Origin of the sequence: Devriesea agamarum, assembly GCF_900070355.1 — a bacterium.
GTDB classification, from domain to species: domain Bacteria; phylum Actinomycetota; class Actinomycetes; order Actinomycetales; family Dermabacteraceae; genus Devriesea; species Devriesea agamarum.
In genome coordinates this window covers 2,774,011-2,789,509 of the sequence record NZ_LN849456.1, presented here as the reverse complement: position 1 = coordinate 2,789,509, position 15,499 = coordinate 2,774,011, and the positions used below count along the sequence as shown (strand labels likewise).

Genomic DNA, 15,499 nt, shown 5'->3' with positions numbered 1-15,499 from the left:
CACGACTCTCGGCGATCGGTTTATTTCTTCCCGAACATCTTCTGTAGTTCCTCGGGAATTTCGATGTCCTCGGTGCCGTTCGGAGGAACCTGGCCGAGTCCAAAGGCGGCACCGGCAGGGGCCTGCGCCGCTTTCTCACGGGCTGCCCGTTCTTCAGCTGCACGCTTCGCAGGGTTACCCGACTTGGACTTCTTGCCTTTCTTCGCCGCAGCGGATTTTCCACGCGACTTCTTCCCCATCCCCATACCAGGCATCCCCGGCAGCGCAGGCATTCCGCCGCCCATGCCTCGCTTCATCGACCGCATCATCTGCTGAGCCTGTTTAAAGCGTTCCAAGAGCTGGTTAATTTCAGGAACGGTCGTGCCTGACCCCTTAGCAATCCTGGCCCTGCGGGAACCATTAATCAGCTTCGGATCCTGCCGTTCAGCAGGAGTCATCGACCGGATAATCGCTTCGATTCGGGTGATCTCGCGTTCATCGAAATTATCGAGCTGATCGCGGAATTGGGCAGCGCCCGGCAGCATCCCGAGCATCTTTTTCAACGATCCCATGTTCTTCAGCTGCTGCATCTGAGCCAGGAAATCGTCGAGTGTGAAGTCTTCATCGCTGGCCAGCTTTTTGGCCATCTTCTCGGCTTCACGCTGATCGAAAGCCTTTTCGGCCTGTTCGATCAGGGTCAGGACGTCACCCATATCCAGGATGCGGTTTGCCATCCGGTCAGGGTGGAAACGTTCAAAGTCGGTGAGCTGTTCACCAGTCGACGCAAACAGGATCGGCCGCTGCGTCACCCCGGTGATGGACAGCGCAGCACCACCTCTGGCGTCGCCGTCGAGCTTAGATAGCACGACCCCGGTGAAGCCGACTCCGTCGCGAAACGCCTCAGCCACTCGGGCGGCGTCCTGGCCGATCATCGCATCGACCACGAACAGGGTTTCGTCCGGGTTCACCGCATCGCGAATGTCTCGCGCCTGCTGCATCATCGCTTCATCAATACCGAGGCGACCAGCAGTATCGACGATCACCACGTCGTGCTGCTGGGACTTAGCAGTGGTCACACCGTTCATCGCCACCGCGACCGGGTCGCCGACGCCATTTCCGGGCTCGGGTGCATAGACCGGGACACCTGCCCGTTCCCCAACGATTTGCAGCTGGTTGACGGCGTTCGGGCGTTGAAGGTCGGATGCGACCAGCAGCGGGGTATGCCCCTCGTCTTTCATCCACTTGGCGAGCTTGCCCGCCAACGTGGTTTTACCCGCGCCCTGAAGACCCGCCAGCATAATCACCGTCGGGGGGTTCTTCGCGAACGTCAACTGGCCTGTCGCTCCGCCGAGCACATCCACCAGCTCCGCGTGCACGATCTTGACAACCTGCTGGGCTGGGTTCAGCGCCTTCGAGACCTCTTCGGACAGGGCTCGTTCACGTACGCGCCCGGCGAAGTCACGGACGACAGATACGGCAACGTCAGCATCGAGCAACGCCCGCCGAATCTCACGGATTGTCTTATCGACGTCAGCTTCAGAAAGTCGGCCGTGCCCGCGTAGGCCTTTGAGCGAAGCGGTAATACGGTCGGAGAGGTTATTGAACACGAGTCAATGGTCCTTCGGGTCGGTGGCAGCAGGCCAGAGCGCTTTATCAGCTTACCCGCCTTGTCAGCGGCATATCACCGGGGCTGTTCGGGCCCTGCAATGCGGTGCCGATTCACCAGGCGCGGCCTCAGCTGGTGGGATTTAGTCGAGCAGAGCGTCAACGAAGCCGTAGGGATCAAACGGCGCTAAGTCATCAACGCCTTCCCCAAGGCCCACCATTTTGACTGGAACTCCGAGTTCACGCTGCACATTGACCACGATGCCGCCTTTAGCTGTCCCATCGAGTTTGGTCAGCACAATGCCGGTGACGTCCACAACCTCGGAGAAAACCCGGGCCTGCTGCATACCGTTCTGGCCGGTCGTCGCATCGAGTACGAGCAGAACTTCTTGAATATCCCCGGCGCCGAGGGCTTTCCCTGCGACACGGCGCACCTTGCCGAGCTCATCCATCAGGCCCTTTTTGTTTTGCAGACGACCCGCAGTGTCGATCAAAACCACATCGACCTCAGATTCGACGCCTCGACGTACCGCGTCAAAGGCGACCGCAGCCGGGTCGGCGCCGTCCCGGTCAGACCGGACCGTCTCGACACCGACTCGCGCACCCCAGGTGGCGAGCTGATCAGCAGCAGCGGCCCGGAACGTATCGGCAGCGCCCAGTACGACCGTGCGCCCTTCGGAGACCAGAACTCGCGCCAGTTTGCCAACCGTTGTCGTTTTGCCGGTGCCGTTGACTCCGACCATCAACGCAACCGATGGCACGGTGCTGCCGTCATCTAAGGTGAGCCGGGTGGCGGCCAGTCGCCGATCGAGGTTGGGATCGACGAGCTTAACTAGTTCGTCACGGAGAACTTCGCGCACAGCTTCTGGGCTGTCGCCGCCGATGATCTTCAAACGCTGACGCAGATTACCCATTAACTCGTCGGTGGCGTCGGGGCCGAGGTCTGCCAGCAGCAGTGTTTCTTCCACCTCGTCCCACGTGTTCTCATCAATTTTTCCGCGAGACAGAAGATTCAGCAGACCGCGTCCGATAGTGCCCGACCGTGCCAGGCGCGAGCGCAGTCGAACCATGCGGTCGGCCGCCGGTTCAGGGGTTTCGGTCTCCGGTGCGGCGTGGTCAACCGTGTCCTCTGCCTGCGGGGTTGCGGGGCTCGGTGTGTCATCAACCTGTTCGATGTGGGCGGGTGCGGCTTCGCCCGCTGGAGTCGTGGAGCGTTCAGGAGCCGGGGTTGCGGCCTCATCGGCTACCTGCGTGGGGGCCTCGGCTGCGGCATCCGTGCCGTCTACATCCTCAGTCTGTTCAGCCGCGGGCTCGTCTACCGGCTGGTTATCGTCCGACGTGGTGGGCGCCGATGGCGCTGGCGCTTCGGGGGGCGTCTTCGCGGCAGTGAGCGTGTCGCCCCAGGTTGGTTTGGCCGGACGGTCAGCACGTGCTGGCCGTGGTGTCTCCTGTGTGTCAGCGTCGGTGCTGTGATCCTCGTCCTGACGGCGTCGGGGGCGCAGAAGGGCCCACGCACCACCGCCGAGAACCACCAAGCTGCCGCCGACGGCAGCCACGATAGTGAGGATGTCATTAGGATCCACGTCGTACCTCCGGGCACAAGAATGGGGGCAAAGTCGGGCAGGCGGTCGTCAGCCGCACCACCCGGACAGTGTACGGGGCTGAACCGAATTTAGATCCTTTCCCGGTGTGGGATGTGCTGACGAACCTGTGCCGAGCTCGGGCTCGATCACGCGCATAAGGGCTGGCGCCTGATCATGACCGTGCACGGGCTAGACGCCTAATCATGACCGTGCACGGCTAGGCGCCTGATTATGACCGCACAAGTGCAGCGCACATTCACGAACCCGCACCAGGCCAAAACGTCAGTACCACCAGGGCGATATTCAGTGCCACGATAAGGCCAGTCACAATCCATGCCACCGTGCGCAGGCCAAGCCCTGCCACGTGCTCCCCCATCAGCTCAGGCGAAGAATGCATCCGCACCAGGGGAATCAGGGCGAAGGGTATCCCCAGGCTGAGCACCACCTGCGAGACCACCAGCGCCCAGGTGGGATCAATACCGATGCCGAGCAAAACCAGGGCGGGCACCAAGGTGATGGCTCGACGCAGCACAATCGGAATGCGCCGATGCAGCAAACCACCCATAATGGCCGAGCCGGCGTAGCATCCCACCGAGGTTGATGCCAGGCCCGACGCCAGCAGTCCGACCCCGAATGCGATGCCGATACCTGGGCCGAGCGCCGCGGTGATCGCTCGATGGGCACCCTCAATTGAGTCCGTGCCGGGCGTTCCTGCGAGGCTTCCCGCTGCCACGAGCAGCATCGCCACGTTCACGCTGCCTGCGATCAGCAGGGATACTCCGACATCCCAGCGGGTCGCGCGCAGCAACCTGCGCGTAAGCCCTGCGCTGCGCCGCCTGCCGTGCCGGTCGGTCACCAGTGCTGAATGCGCGTATATCGCATGGGGCATCACGGTAGCGCCGAGCATACTGGCCGCCAGGAGCACCGTCTCAGATCCACTGAAGCGCGGAATCATGCCGTGAGCAGCTGCTCCCCATGACACGTTGCTGACCAGCAGCGCCGACAGGAATCCCAGCGTAATCACCACGAGCAGTGCACCAATAACCAGTTCAAACCACCGCTGTCCGTGCCGGGTCTGCACCACGAGCAGGGCCATCGATACCAGACCGACAATCACGCCTCCCACCACGAGCGGAAGGCCGAACAGGATCTGTAATGCGATCGCGCCGCCGATGATTTCTGCGAGGTCGGTCGCGGCCGCCACACTTTCGGCCTGTCCCCAAAACAGCAGTCGCGAGGGTTTAGATAAACGTTGCCCCAACAACTCCGGCAACGAATGCCCTGTCACCAGGCCGAGACTGGCTGATAAATATTGGACTAGCACGGCCATCAGGTTGGCGGCCACTAAAACCCACACCAGCAGATAACCGTACAGGGCACCTGCTGTGATATTTGCTGCGACGTTTCCCGGATCGACATAGGCGATCGCGGCAACAAACGCAGGGCCCAGGAGAAACGGCAGGGGGCGTCGGCCCACCGCTGACTGGGCTGCGGTTTCGGTCATCCTCAGGTGGCCTCGGGAGACCGGCCATTGGGTGGGGTGGCATCTGAAGCAGGCGGGGTATCGCCTGCTGTCAGTTTCGTCCTCCGGGTGCGGCTGACTTGGAGTTGCTGCTGACGCTTAAGACGCCGACGTTCCTGCGCCTGCGGACTATTCAGATGCGGAACAGCGACAAAGGCCATCACGGCTAGCGCCAGAATAAACGAGAAGATGGCGAAGATAATTGCGGCACCCATAGCTCTATTCTCCGTGGGTATGCGCTAATACCCAAGCCACCGCTGTGGAGGTGGGGCGCACCGCGCACCGCGCCGGCATGAACCAGCTCAGTACTGGGTGACTACTCGCCGTGATCGGGGACCGGCTCATAGCCCGGGAAACCAAATCTTGATCTCACGCGCGGCAGATTCCGGGGCGTCCGATCCGTGCACAAGATTGCGCATCTCAACGGTTCCCCAATCGCGCCCTAAATCACCTCGAATTGTTCCCGGGGCGGCGACGGTGGGATCGGTTGCCCCTGCCAAAGACCTAAACCCGGCGATCACTCGCTCCCCCTCGAGAACCGCTGCAACCACCGGACCGCTGGACATAAAGGCCAGCATCGATGGGAAAAACGATTTACCGTCGTGCTCGGCATAATGGGCGCGCAGTTCTTCTTCGGTCGCCGTGCGCTGCTGCAACGCAATAAGTCGATACCCCTTGGCTTCAATTCGGCGCAGGATCTCCCCGGTGAGGCCGCGCTGCACGCCGTCGGGCTTAACCAGGACAAGTGTTCGTTCAATACTCATGGCGAGAGCCTATCCGCTGACTATGACTTTTAAGAGTGCTACCCCTGCTGCCGGACGTCGCATCCAGAACCTGTCAGGTCGTGTTGAGAACCTCTACCGGGATCGCGCAGCACACTAGCTGGCGTCCCGAGCCCCTAGCTCACGTCCGCACCGACTTAGCCGGCATCCGCGCCGTGCTCAGCCAGGATCTTGCGGTCAACCTCGTCCTTTTCGCGATCTAGCTGATGGCCTTTCAACAAACCGAACACATAAAGGACTGCAAACCCGAGGCCAATCCACCACATCATCGGTACAAAGGCTCCCATGGAAATGATTCCGACCTGCAATACAATCCCTGCGAGATAACCCGACCAGGCCCGCAAGCTGCCCGCGACGACCAGTAGCGCCACCGCCAGCACTCCACCGAGGGTCCAGGACAGCAGACGGGTTCCCTCATCCAACCCGTGGGCGACCAGCATCGCAAAAAAGACGACGAATGCTTCCAAGATGAGGGTCGTCGCGCTGAACATGCGCTGGGCACCGCCCTTGCGCGGCGACGGCGTTAAAAGCTCCTGCACTCTGCCCATTACTCGTCTCCTTCCCGCCGCAGCAGCGCCCTCGCCTCAGCGGCGATCGTCACCGAACCGCAGCACACCACCCCACCGAAAGCATCGGCGCGGCTCTCAGCGAGATCAACAGCTGCTTGAATCGCATCGTCCAACCTCGGGCGTTCGACCACCCGGTCATCATCATCGAACACATCGCGGGCTATATCTGCCAGTTCATCCGCGGGCAGCGCGCGTGGCGATGAGGAGCGAGTGACCACTACCTCGTCACACAGCGGCTCAAGCGCAGCGAGGATCTGCTCAGCGTCTTTATCTTCGAGCACGCCTACCACGCCCACCACGTGGGTGAATCGAAAACTCTCCCGGACGGTCTCGACCAGTGCCGCGGCACCGTCGGGGTTGTGCGCGGCGTCCACCAGGATCGTCGGCGACTGCCGAACCACCTCGGCCCGGCCCGGCGAACTGACATCGGCGAGCGCCTCGCGCAATAGATCGTGGTCCAGTTCCCGTTCCCCGCCGGTCAGCACCGCCTCAGCCGCCGCAATGGCAAGCAGCGCGTTGTGCGCTTGGTGTTCACCGAGCAGAGATAGGAAGAGGTCTTCGTAGCGTCCTGCAACCGCTTGGACCGATATCTGCTGACCTCCGACACCTGGAACGCGAGAGAGCACCACGATCTGGTCGCCTTCGAGCGCGAGCGTCGCACCGATCTCTTCGGCCCGTTCCAAGATCACCTCGCGCGCTTCGGAACGTTCCTGATGAGCGATGATCCCCAGGGCGTCGGCGGTGAGGATGCCGGCTTTCTCACCGGCGATATCGGTGATGTCGTGGCCGAGATATTCCTGATGGTCGTAGCCGATCGAGGTGATGACTGCGGCGTCGGGCGAAATGACGTTGGTAGCGTCCCAACTGCCACCGAGCCCAGTCTCAACCACCGCGACATCCACGGGGGCACTTGCCAGCGCTTGGAATGACAGCGCGGTCAGCACCTCAAAAAAGGTCATGCGCGGACCGCCCTCACGCAGGGACTGCGCATCCACGATCTCAAGGAATGGTTCGATATCGCGGTAGGCCTGCACGAACTCGTCCTCAGGCAACGGTTTACCGTCAACAGCTACCCGCTCGGTGACCGAGTGCAGGTGAGGGCTGGTCATACGACCGGTGCGCAGACCCGCCTGACGCAAAATACGTTCGGTGATCCGTGCTGTCGAGGTTTTACCGTTGGTCCCGGCGATATGCACGGTGCGGTATGCGCGCTCCGGGTTTCCCATCAGATCGAGAATGCGGCGGATTCGGGTGAGGTCCGGTTCAATCTTGTTTTCCGGCGCCCGGGCGAGAAGCGCGGTGTAGACCTCACGCAATTCTTCTCCCATGCTCTGAACGGTGGGACGGGGCACGGGTGATCCTCCTTGGGCCTGCTAACGGGGCGGCCTCGCGGGCCACATACATCCTAGAACCCTGATCGGACACACCGGGGCGTCAATGGAAGATCACGGACGATATCACTGCCGCCGTGATGCCAGATGCGGTCCCAAGCCGGTCATAGCCGGAGCGTCCGCCGCTCCTTCAGCCCGGGCTAGTTCTTCACCCGGTAGATGAAGGCGGCCATCGCATCGCGGTCAATGGGCTGTGTCGGACGGTAGGTTCCGTCGGGATATCCGGTGGTGATACCGCTGTTTGCCGCCCACGACACTTCCCGATAGAACATGGTTCGCGAGGTCATATCTGTAAAAGGCGAGCGTGACGGAGGCTTTATGGCCGGTGATCCCTCGGCCCGATACAGGAAGGCAGCCATCGCATCGCGGTTAATCGGTTCCCATGGCCGGTAGGTCCCATCTGGGAACCCGGTGGTGATGCCCTGGGCTCGCGCCCAGGTAATTTCTTTGTAGTACGGGGTGGAGAGGTCGATGTCTTTAAAGGGCGAGGCCGACGGCGGGTTGAAGGAGGGTGAACCTGCGGCGCGGTACAGGAAGGCAGCCATCGCATCGCGGTTAATCGGTTCCCATGGCCGGTAGGTCCCGTCCGGGAATCCGGTGGTGATGCCTTTGTGCCGCAGCCAGGAAATCTCGATGAAGAACATGGTGTCCGGCTTGACGTCGCTAAACCCTGACTTTCCGTTCTTTCCAAACGGTGCTGCCACCGGTGCTGCAGTGCCGTCGCTCCCATTGGGGATACCAAACCACGACCGGTAGATCCGGTAGAAGTCACGGTTTCCATAGGTCGCACAGACGTCGTCGCGCACTGCGCCTCCGCCCGCGTTGAGTGCGGCTTGAGTTGGGGTGTAGGGCGTGTAGTTGTACAGGGCTGCGGTGGCTTCGTTTTTAATCTCGACCCGGGCTGATCCGCAGAAGGCGTATGGACTGTACTGGATCAATTCTTTACCGGGATGGTAATTGAACGAGTTGTGGTAGGCGGGGTCACCGTACTGGTGCAGACGGTTCGCGGCACTGTAGACCTGGTTCACGAACCCGTCATAGCGGGGATCGCAGCCTGCGAAATCAGGGCATCCGAAGCCGAGCGCGTTGCGGTACCGACGCGCATTCGGTTCAGTAGTTGCGACGAGGCTCTGTTCTTTTTGCAGCATCACCAAAAGAACTTGCTGGTTGATGGAGCAGGCTCGGCCCACGTCGGCGAGAATCTGGGCCGCGGACTGTTTGGTTCCGGCGGGAAGGGCCTGACAGTATTTGGTGGCCTCGCGGGCGGGCACATCGAACGTTGCATCTTTGAGGCATGGCGCCCAGTTCGGATCCCCGTTATTGGGGCGGGTGGTGCAACGGGCACCGAGTCGATGGAGAGCGTTGCTGACCCCGGCGGTATCGAGTCGGCCCCCGTCGAAGAATTCGCCGTCTGTGATCAGGTTTCCCGCATCAAATCCCCCCAATGGGTCGTCCGCGCGGGCGGGGATTTGCCCGGGGATGATAAACGCCGCTACCACGATCAGGACCGAGGCAAGGCGCCCGGCGAAGCGGGGCGATGTACCACCTGATCTGGTCCTATGTGTCTGACGGCGAGGGGAAGAGATGGGGAAATGTGCGTGTCGTGAGGAGGGAGTGAACACGGCCTCATCCTAGAGGGGGCCTGGCCGAGATGTAAGAGGTGTCCACCTGACAATCCGCCTGACAGTCAGGCGGGGATAGTCCTGCCCATCGACCAGTTTGCCGTCCGAAATCTACTGTGAACGGGCAGCCTCACCCACCTGCGACAGCTGGTCGCGTTTTCACTCGGGGACGATATGAGCAGATCTTTATATGTCGACATCACTCGTCCCACGATGTGCGCACACGGAGGCCAGTCGTGACGGGTTTTCTCGGGATGAACACCGCTGCGGCTCACCAGTTCGGACAGGACGCGGGCCAGGCCGCGCGTACTTTGGAAGATCTCAGCAAGCATGTGGAACAGAGTTTGTCCTCTGCCCGGTGGATTGGAGCCGACGCGGATGCTTTTCGCGAAGTGTGGCGATGCCAGGTCGCGGCCCGTATAGCCGGGGTCTGCGCTCGTTTAACGGTGCTCGGCGCGACGGTGGAGGCTCAGGCGCAAGCCCAAGATGCCGTCTCTGGTGCCGTGGATGGGCACTGGACCGGCGCATCACCGATCCCAGCGGGCGCATCGTCGAACCGAACGCACACATCACCAATCCCAACGCACGCATCATCAATCCCAGCAGCACAGTCGAGCGGGCGCGTAAATAATCCGTTGATCCCCGACGGGATTGAATCCCCGCTCGATGATGTGGCGAACTTGTCCGCAATCACCACCTCAGTTCTAGCCCACCGGGCCCGTCAAGACCTCGATCACCTCCTCGGAGTAAATCTTGAGCGGTCCTGGGCTCGAACTATTCACGCAGGCTCTGATGGCATCGGATTGGTTGCCGATAGCGGTGTGGCGTGGGCCCACTCCGTGGGACTGGGATCCGACGCCCTCGATCAGGCACATCGCGACGGTGAGCATTTCCGCTCGGTTCTCACCGATATCGCCACTGGTGACCGCGCCCCGACGGTCACGGAAGTGGTGGCTTCCGGGACGGTTGCAACGGCCTCCGTCGCCGGGGCGATTGCATCGCTGGGCGGAATCAGAACCTCCCTTTTTAATGATCGACCAGGTGGGAAGGTAAGTTGCGTACGTACGGACACCGCTCCACACCACTCTGCACAAAATCTCGCCGATCTGGTGCGGGCAAACGATGCCTTGAGAGTTCCTGATGAGGCCCCGGCTGGTTCACCCGGGCATATTCAGATTCAGCGCATTGAAAGCTCTGCTCATACCCGTCCGGTCTATATCGTGCAGATCCCGCCCACCGAAGGGCATGGCATCACCGATGCTCGTTCATGGGGCACCCAGGAAAATTCGCGTGACTGGGCGTCAAATCTGCGACTAGCCGCTGGAGAGCACTCGGCGGCGATGGACGATGTTTTAGCAGCGATGCGTCACCCGGATGAGCACGGTCAACCGCTGGTTCCCGACGGAGCTGAGGTGCTTTTCGTCGGGCACTCACAAGGCGGTCTCATCGGTGCCCGACTCGCCGCTGATCCGGCGGTAAATGCGACCTCTGGCGCACCGGGAACCTATCGGGTCACGCATTCGTTTTCGGTGGGATCCCCCGTCCAAACAGTGACGCCTGCGCTTGCGGATACCGAAATTGTCAATGTTGCGCATCAGCTGGGCGACCTGACCTCTGACGGCTCATTGAGCGGGGATCCGATCCCTTACCTGGACCTTCAGGGCCTTCGCTTTGACGGTACTCACCTCAACCACCCTCATGTGCATGAGGTGGAACTTCCGGGATACCGGGATGCCCCGTCGTCGAAATACCTGGTCGACAACCATGATTCAATCCCCCGCGATTCCGCCGGGAATCCCGAAAAGAAGGGGTACTACCGGAGCGTGGAAGCCCACACCGGCAGCGACCCGACGCTTTCAGCTCTGCAACGGGATCTCACGGGGCGCTATATCGGATCTGGAACCGTGGTGACCAGGGATAGCGTCGTCACGGTTGGACGGGGCCAACCGTGACGACGCTACACATCCGCCTAGTTTTTCGCCACTGAAATCGTGACCGTGCCACTGGGCAGTTTCTCGGTCACCGTATGTCCATCCGTTTGCGGATCGGCATCGAGGCACACCTTAGAGGCGAGCACTTCACCGGCGAGGAGTTCCTGGTGTTCCCGAACCGCATCGACCACAGCCGGATCACCGGTGACGGTGAGCCGGATACGGTCAGAGACGTCGAAACCGGCGTCGCGGCGTGCCGCCTGCACGGTGCGAATAACATCCCGGGCGCAGCCTTCAGCCTCCAGATCCGGGGTGATCCGCAGATCAAGCGCCACGAAGTCGCCGCCGCGCAGCACCCCAATGGCCCGCCCGTCGGCACCCTCACCCGAGCCCGCAACCAAGTCCAGCGTGTATTCGCCGGACACGAGCTGGATGCCGCCCGAGGTTACGGTGCCGTCATCTGCCTGCGACCAGTCGCCGGTCTTGGATCCCTTGATCGCCTGCTGCACCTGTTTGCCGAGCCGTGGTCCAGCGGTCCGCGCATTAACCACCAGGCGTTGTTCGACACCGAGCGCATCCGCTTCTTCACTGGCCACGTCGATAAACCGAACGGCTTTCACATTGAGTTCGTCTGCGACCAGTGCGGCTAGCGGGGACAGCTCCTCGGCCCCGGCGGCAACCACAATCAGTTCAGACAGCGGCAGACGCGCCCGCAGGCCATTGGTTTTGCGCAGACCATTGGCGACCGAGCACACATCGCGCACCCGGTCCATGCGGGTGACCAACTCCGGATCACACGGGAAGAGGTCCGGGTCGGGGAAGTCCGTCAGGTGCACGGACCGGCCACCCGTAAGGTTTTGCCAGGTTTTCTCCGTCACCATGGGCGCCAGTGGTGCGGTCACGCGCAGCAGGGTTTCCAGGCACGTGTAGAGCACGTCGAGGGCTTCTTCGCGCCCCTGCCAGAACCGTTCCCGGGAACGGCGCACATACCAGTTGGTCATGGTGTCGAGATAGGAGCGGATGGTCTCGGTAGCACCGGGAATATCGCAGTCGTCCATGGACTGGCGCACGGACCGAACCAGGTCACCGGTCTTTGCGAGCACGTACCGATCCATCAGATCCTCGGCGACATACCGCGTCTGCGCCCGATAGCCCGCGGGTTTACCGTCGTCATCCTTGGCACCAGCCGCATTGGCGTACAGCCCGAGGAAGTAGTAGACGTTCCACAGCGGGATCAGCAGCTGGCGCACTGCGTCACGGATTCCCTGCTCGGTCACCACGAGGTTTCCGCCGCGCAAAATAGTGGTCGACATGAGGTACCAGCGCACTGCGTCGGCCCCGTAGGTCTTAAATGATTCTTCGACATCCGGGTAGTTGCGACGCGATTTGGATGCTTTGAAGCCGTCATCGCCGAGCACAATGCCGTGGCAGACCACGCGACTAAACGCGTTGGAGTCAAACAGTGCGGTAGCCAAAACATGCATGAGGTAGAACCATCCGCGGGTTTGGCCGATGTATTCGACGATAAAGTCCGCCGGGTAATGGGTGTCGAACCATTCGCGGTTTTCAAACGGGTAGTGAACCTGAGCAAACGGCATGGCTCCGGACTCAAACCAGCAATCCAGCACGTCGGTGACGCGGCGCATGGTGGAGCGCCCGGTGGGGTCGTCCGGGTTGGGGCGGGTGAGTTCGTCGATGAATGGCCGGTGCAGGTTCACGTTCCCGTCGCGGTCCAGCGGCAGCGTGCCGAAGTCGCGTTCGAGTTCTGCCAGGGAACCGTAGACGTCGATACGCGGGTAGGCCGGGTCATCGCTCTTCCAGACCGGGATGGGGCTGCCCCAGTAGCGGTTGCGCGAGATCGCCCAGTCCCGGGCGCCTTCCAGCCATTTGCCGAACTGGCCGTGTTTGACGTTGTCGGGGATCCAGGTGATGTTTTCGTTCAGTTCGATCATGCGGTCACGGAACTGGGTGACTTTGACGAACCAGCTGGATACCGCTTTGTAGATCAGGGGTTTGCGGCAACGCCAGCAATGCGGGTAGGAGTGAACGTAGGTGGCCTGGCGGAATAACCGGTTCGACTCGCGCAGGATCCGCACGATGGGTTTATTCGCCTCGAACACGTGCATGCCGGCGATGGCATCGAGTGCAGTTCCGCTAAAGAGCGGCAGGAATGCAGCCGCATCATCCACCGACACGATCACGGGGATGCCGTATGCCGCGTTGATTTTCTGGTCCTCTTCACCGTAGGCGGTGGCCTGGTGGACGACACCGGTACCGTCGGTAGTGGAGACGTAGTCGGCAACGGTGATGATCCAGGCGTTTTCGGTGCCGTAGGTGTCGGCATCGGTGTAGATGTCCCACAGCCGCTGGTAGCGCACATATTCCAGATCGGCACCCAGGTAGACGCGCTCACCCACTGCTGCCTGTGCGGCGGCGGCGTCTTCGTATCCGAGTTCTTTGGCGTAGGCGCCGACTAGGTCTTCGGCGAGGAGGTAGACCCCGTCATCCTGGGCGTCGGCGGCCCCGTTGGGTCCGGCGGGTACGGTGACATAGCGGATTTCTGGGCCGACCGCGAGCGAGAAGTTTGTGGGTAGCGTCCAGGGGGTGGTGGTCCAGGCGAGCGCACGCACTCCCGCTAAACCGAGTTCTTCGGCTTTGTCTCCGCATAGCGGGAACGTCACGGTCACGGAGAGATCCTGACGGTCCTGGTAGACGTCCTCGTCCATCCGCAGCTCGTGATTGGACAGCGGGGTCTGGTCGTTCCAGCAGTAGGGAAGGACGCTGTACCCCTCGTAGGCGAGACCCTTTTCCCACAGGGTCTTAAATGCCCACATCACGGATTCCATGTAGGGCAGGTCGAGCGTCTTGTAGTCGTTGTCGAAGTCCACCCAGCGTGCTTGGCGCGTGACGTAATCTTCCCACTCGGCGGTATATTTCAGCACGCTGCGCTGTGAGGCGGCGTTGAACTTTTCGATCCCCATAGTCTCGATCTCGGACTTCTCGGTCATGCCGAGTTCGCGCATTGCCTCAAGTTCAGCGGGCAGACCGTGGGTGTCCCATCCGAATCGGCGATCCACCTTGTAGCCGCACATGGTGCGAAATCTCGGGACGACGTCTTTAACGAATCCGGTCAGCAGATGCCCGTAGTGAGGCAGACCGTTAGCAAAGGGCGGGCCGTCGTAGAACACGAATTCTTCTGCGCCGTCGCGCTGCTGAATCGACGCCCGGAATGTGTCGTCCTGCCTCCAAAAATCGAGCACATCGGTCTCGATCTCAGGGAAGTTCGGCGATGGGACGAGCGGACCTCCGGTTACCGGATAGACCATGATGGGGCTCCTTGGGCATCGACGGGGATTGCATGCTTCCCGAGGACGCCGAGCACACTCGCTAGACGCGGTACCACCTCGATTGACACCGACGCACAATGCCCGTAAGGACGTTATGCGAACGGTATCCGCTCGTTCATCAGCTATAACGGGCTGGTCCCGGCGGGTTCTACTGGGGTTTTCACGCGGTGTGATGCGCTGCAACCTGTTCTTCCCGCAGCTAACCGGTGATAGCCGGGTCAACGCCTGTGGTGCGATCATAGCAACCCAGTCCGAGCCCGGCTATCTCATATGCGGTGGCATCGGGCACAGGCGCGGCGCATTGACATTCCCCACAGCAGACCCCCACCTTCCGCGCCAACTAACCCTAAGAACGCAACTCTTAGTCCATGCCACCAGGCATCAGAGATAGTTCAAAATATTCATATGCGAGGCCTATTTGCAACACGATAAGCCTGAAACACACTTACCACATATCGCCAACAAATCGGCTACAGTCAACCAACGGTTAGAACAAACCCACCAACAGCAACCTCCATTTCTATACCACATACAACCTCTAATAATTGGTTGGGACCCAACAAGTTATCGATATCAAAATAGGTTAATCTCTAGAACAGCTAGCCAATCCCTACCATCAGTCAACTCTTGAGGCCACTTAACCTACCACTCCAAACTAATGGTTTGGATGAACTACGGTCAGTCTAACAAAAGATCCTTCAGGCCGTCTGCAAATAAGTCAGAAAGTTCATCACATGCATGTGAACCAGATTGGTTTTCGCAACGCCCGTCAAGGAAGTTCTACTGGCCCATACAGAATTCGTTTAACACATTCCAATACCTCACCTACTTCATATCAATAGCGGTTAAAGTTATTAAACATCCAAAAATCAAGTCATCCACATTAAAACCGAGAGCATATCGGAATTTGCAACCGAGCCCACACATTGACCGAAGCCCTACATGTCACGATCAGCGAACACATTGAATGAAGCTATCAAGCTTCACAAAACGTAACACAATGTTTCATTGCGTAAATGACATAAAATTAGCAACCAGATATCAAATCCTTAGATTCGCAAAATTATTTCACGCAGCACGAATAGGTTATTTGATGCCTTTTAGGTGCTTGACATCCTTGTCGCATGTGGTATAATACCATAGCCAATTGGCATTGAAGTCAATTTTG

10 protein-coding genes are annotated in these 15,499 nt (G+C 60.4%); 1 reads left to right on the top strand and 9 read right to left on the bottom strand.

Annotation, left to right across the window (positions count from 1 at the left end; genetic code table 11):
• Positions 1 to 20: 20 nt before the first annotated feature.
• The 8 genes from ffh to BN1724_RS11665 form a co-directional block, all read right to left on the bottom strand.
• Entirely contained in the window at positions 21 to 1,586 is a 1,566-nt protein-coding gene (ffh, locus tag BN1724_RS11700; protein ID WP_058235507.1) for a signal recognition particle protein, read from the bottom strand.
• A 141-nt stretch (positions 1,587 to 1,727) separates the two neighbouring features.
• Positions 1,728 to 3,167, bottom strand: a complete 1,440-nt coding sequence (gene ftsY, locus BN1724_RS11695; RefSeq protein ID WP_058235506.1) for a signal recognition particle-docking protein FtsY — start codon at positions 3,165 to 3,167, stop codon at positions 1,728 to 1,730.
• A gap of 256 nt (positions 3,168 to 3,423) precedes the next feature.
• Entirely contained in the window at positions 3,424 to 4,671 is a 1,248-nt protein-coding gene (locus BN1724_RS11690; RefSeq protein WP_058235505.1) for an Nramp family divalent metal transporter, read from the bottom strand.
• Between the two features lie 2 nt (positions 4,672 to 4,673).
• Positions 4,674 to 4,904, bottom strand: a complete 231-nt coding sequence (locus BN1724_RS11685; RefSeq protein ID WP_058235504.1) for a hypothetical protein — start codon at positions 4,902 to 4,904, stop codon at positions 4,674 to 4,676.
• A gap of 126 nt (positions 4,905 to 5,030) precedes the next feature.
• On the bottom strand, positions 5,031 to 5,453 hold the full coding sequence (ndk, locus tag BN1724_RS11680; protein ID WP_058235503.1) for a nucleoside-diphosphate kinase: 423 nt from the start codon (positions 5,451 to 5,453) through the stop codon (positions 5,031 to 5,033).
• 155 nt (positions 5,454 to 5,608) lie between these two features.
• Positions 5,609 to 6,019, bottom strand: a complete 411-nt coding sequence (locus tag BN1724_RS11675) for a DUF4233 domain-containing protein (RefSeq protein WP_058235502.1) — start codon at positions 6,017 to 6,019, stop codon at positions 5,609 to 5,611.
• Positions 6,019 to 7,392 (bottom strand): bifunctional folylpolyglutamate synthase/dihydrofolate synthase, encoded by a 1,374-nt coding sequence (locus BN1724_RS11670; RefSeq protein ID WP_331709464.1) that lies wholly within the window; start codon positions 7,390 to 7,392, stop codon positions 6,019 to 6,021. The genes BN1724_RS11675 and BN1724_RS11670 overlap by 1 nt, the downstream gene beginning before the upstream one ends.
• Before the next feature lie 179 nt (positions 7,393 to 7,571).
• Positions 7,572 to 9,053, bottom strand: coding sequence for an S-layer homology domain-containing protein (locus BN1724_RS11665; RefSeq protein ID WP_231928245.1), 1,482 nt, complete (start codon positions 9,051 to 9,053; stop codon positions 7,572 to 7,574).
• A 236-nt stretch (positions 9,054 to 9,289) separates the two neighbouring features.
• Between BN1724_RS11665 and BN1724_RS11660 the strand changes: the two genes are divergently transcribed.
• Positions 9,290 to 11,005 (top strand): WXG100 family type VII secretion target, encoded by a 1,716-nt coding sequence (locus BN1724_RS11660; RefSeq protein ID WP_058235500.1) that lies wholly within the window; start codon positions 9,290 to 9,292, stop codon positions 11,003 to 11,005.
• 17 nt (positions 11,006 to 11,022) lie between these two features.
• On the opposite strand, the gene ileS is transcribed toward BN1724_RS11660, so the two are convergent.
• Positions 11,023 to 14,310 (bottom strand): isoleucine--tRNA ligase, encoded by a 3,288-nt coding sequence (gene ileS, locus BN1724_RS11655; RefSeq protein WP_058235499.1) that lies wholly within the window; start codon positions 14,308 to 14,310, stop codon positions 11,023 to 11,025.
• Between the last annotated feature and the right edge of the window lie 1,189 nt (positions 14,311 to 15,499).

Excerpts from the sequence above, each read along its gene's own strand:
- BN1724_RS11690 (WP_058235505.1), bottom strand. The coding sequence starts at position 4,671 with ATGACCGAAACCGCAGCCCAGTCAGCGGTGGGCCGACGCCCCCTGCCG.
- ileS (WP_058235499.1), bottom strand. The coding sequence starts at position 14,310 with ATGGTCTATCCGGTAACCGGAGGTCCGCTCGTCCCATCGCCGAACTTC.
- BN1724_RS11675 (WP_058235502.1), bottom strand. The coding sequence starts at position 6,019 with ATGGGCAGAGTGCAGGAGCTTTTAACGCCGTCGCCGCGCAAGGGCGGT.
- BN1724_RS11685 (WP_058235504.1), bottom strand. The coding sequence starts at position 4,904 with ATGGGTGCCGCAATTATCTTCGCCATCTTCTCGTTTATTCTGGCGCTA.
- ndk (WP_058235503.1), bottom strand. The coding sequence starts at position 5,453 with ATGAGTATTGAACGAACACTTGTCCTGGTTAAGCCCGACGGCGTGCAG.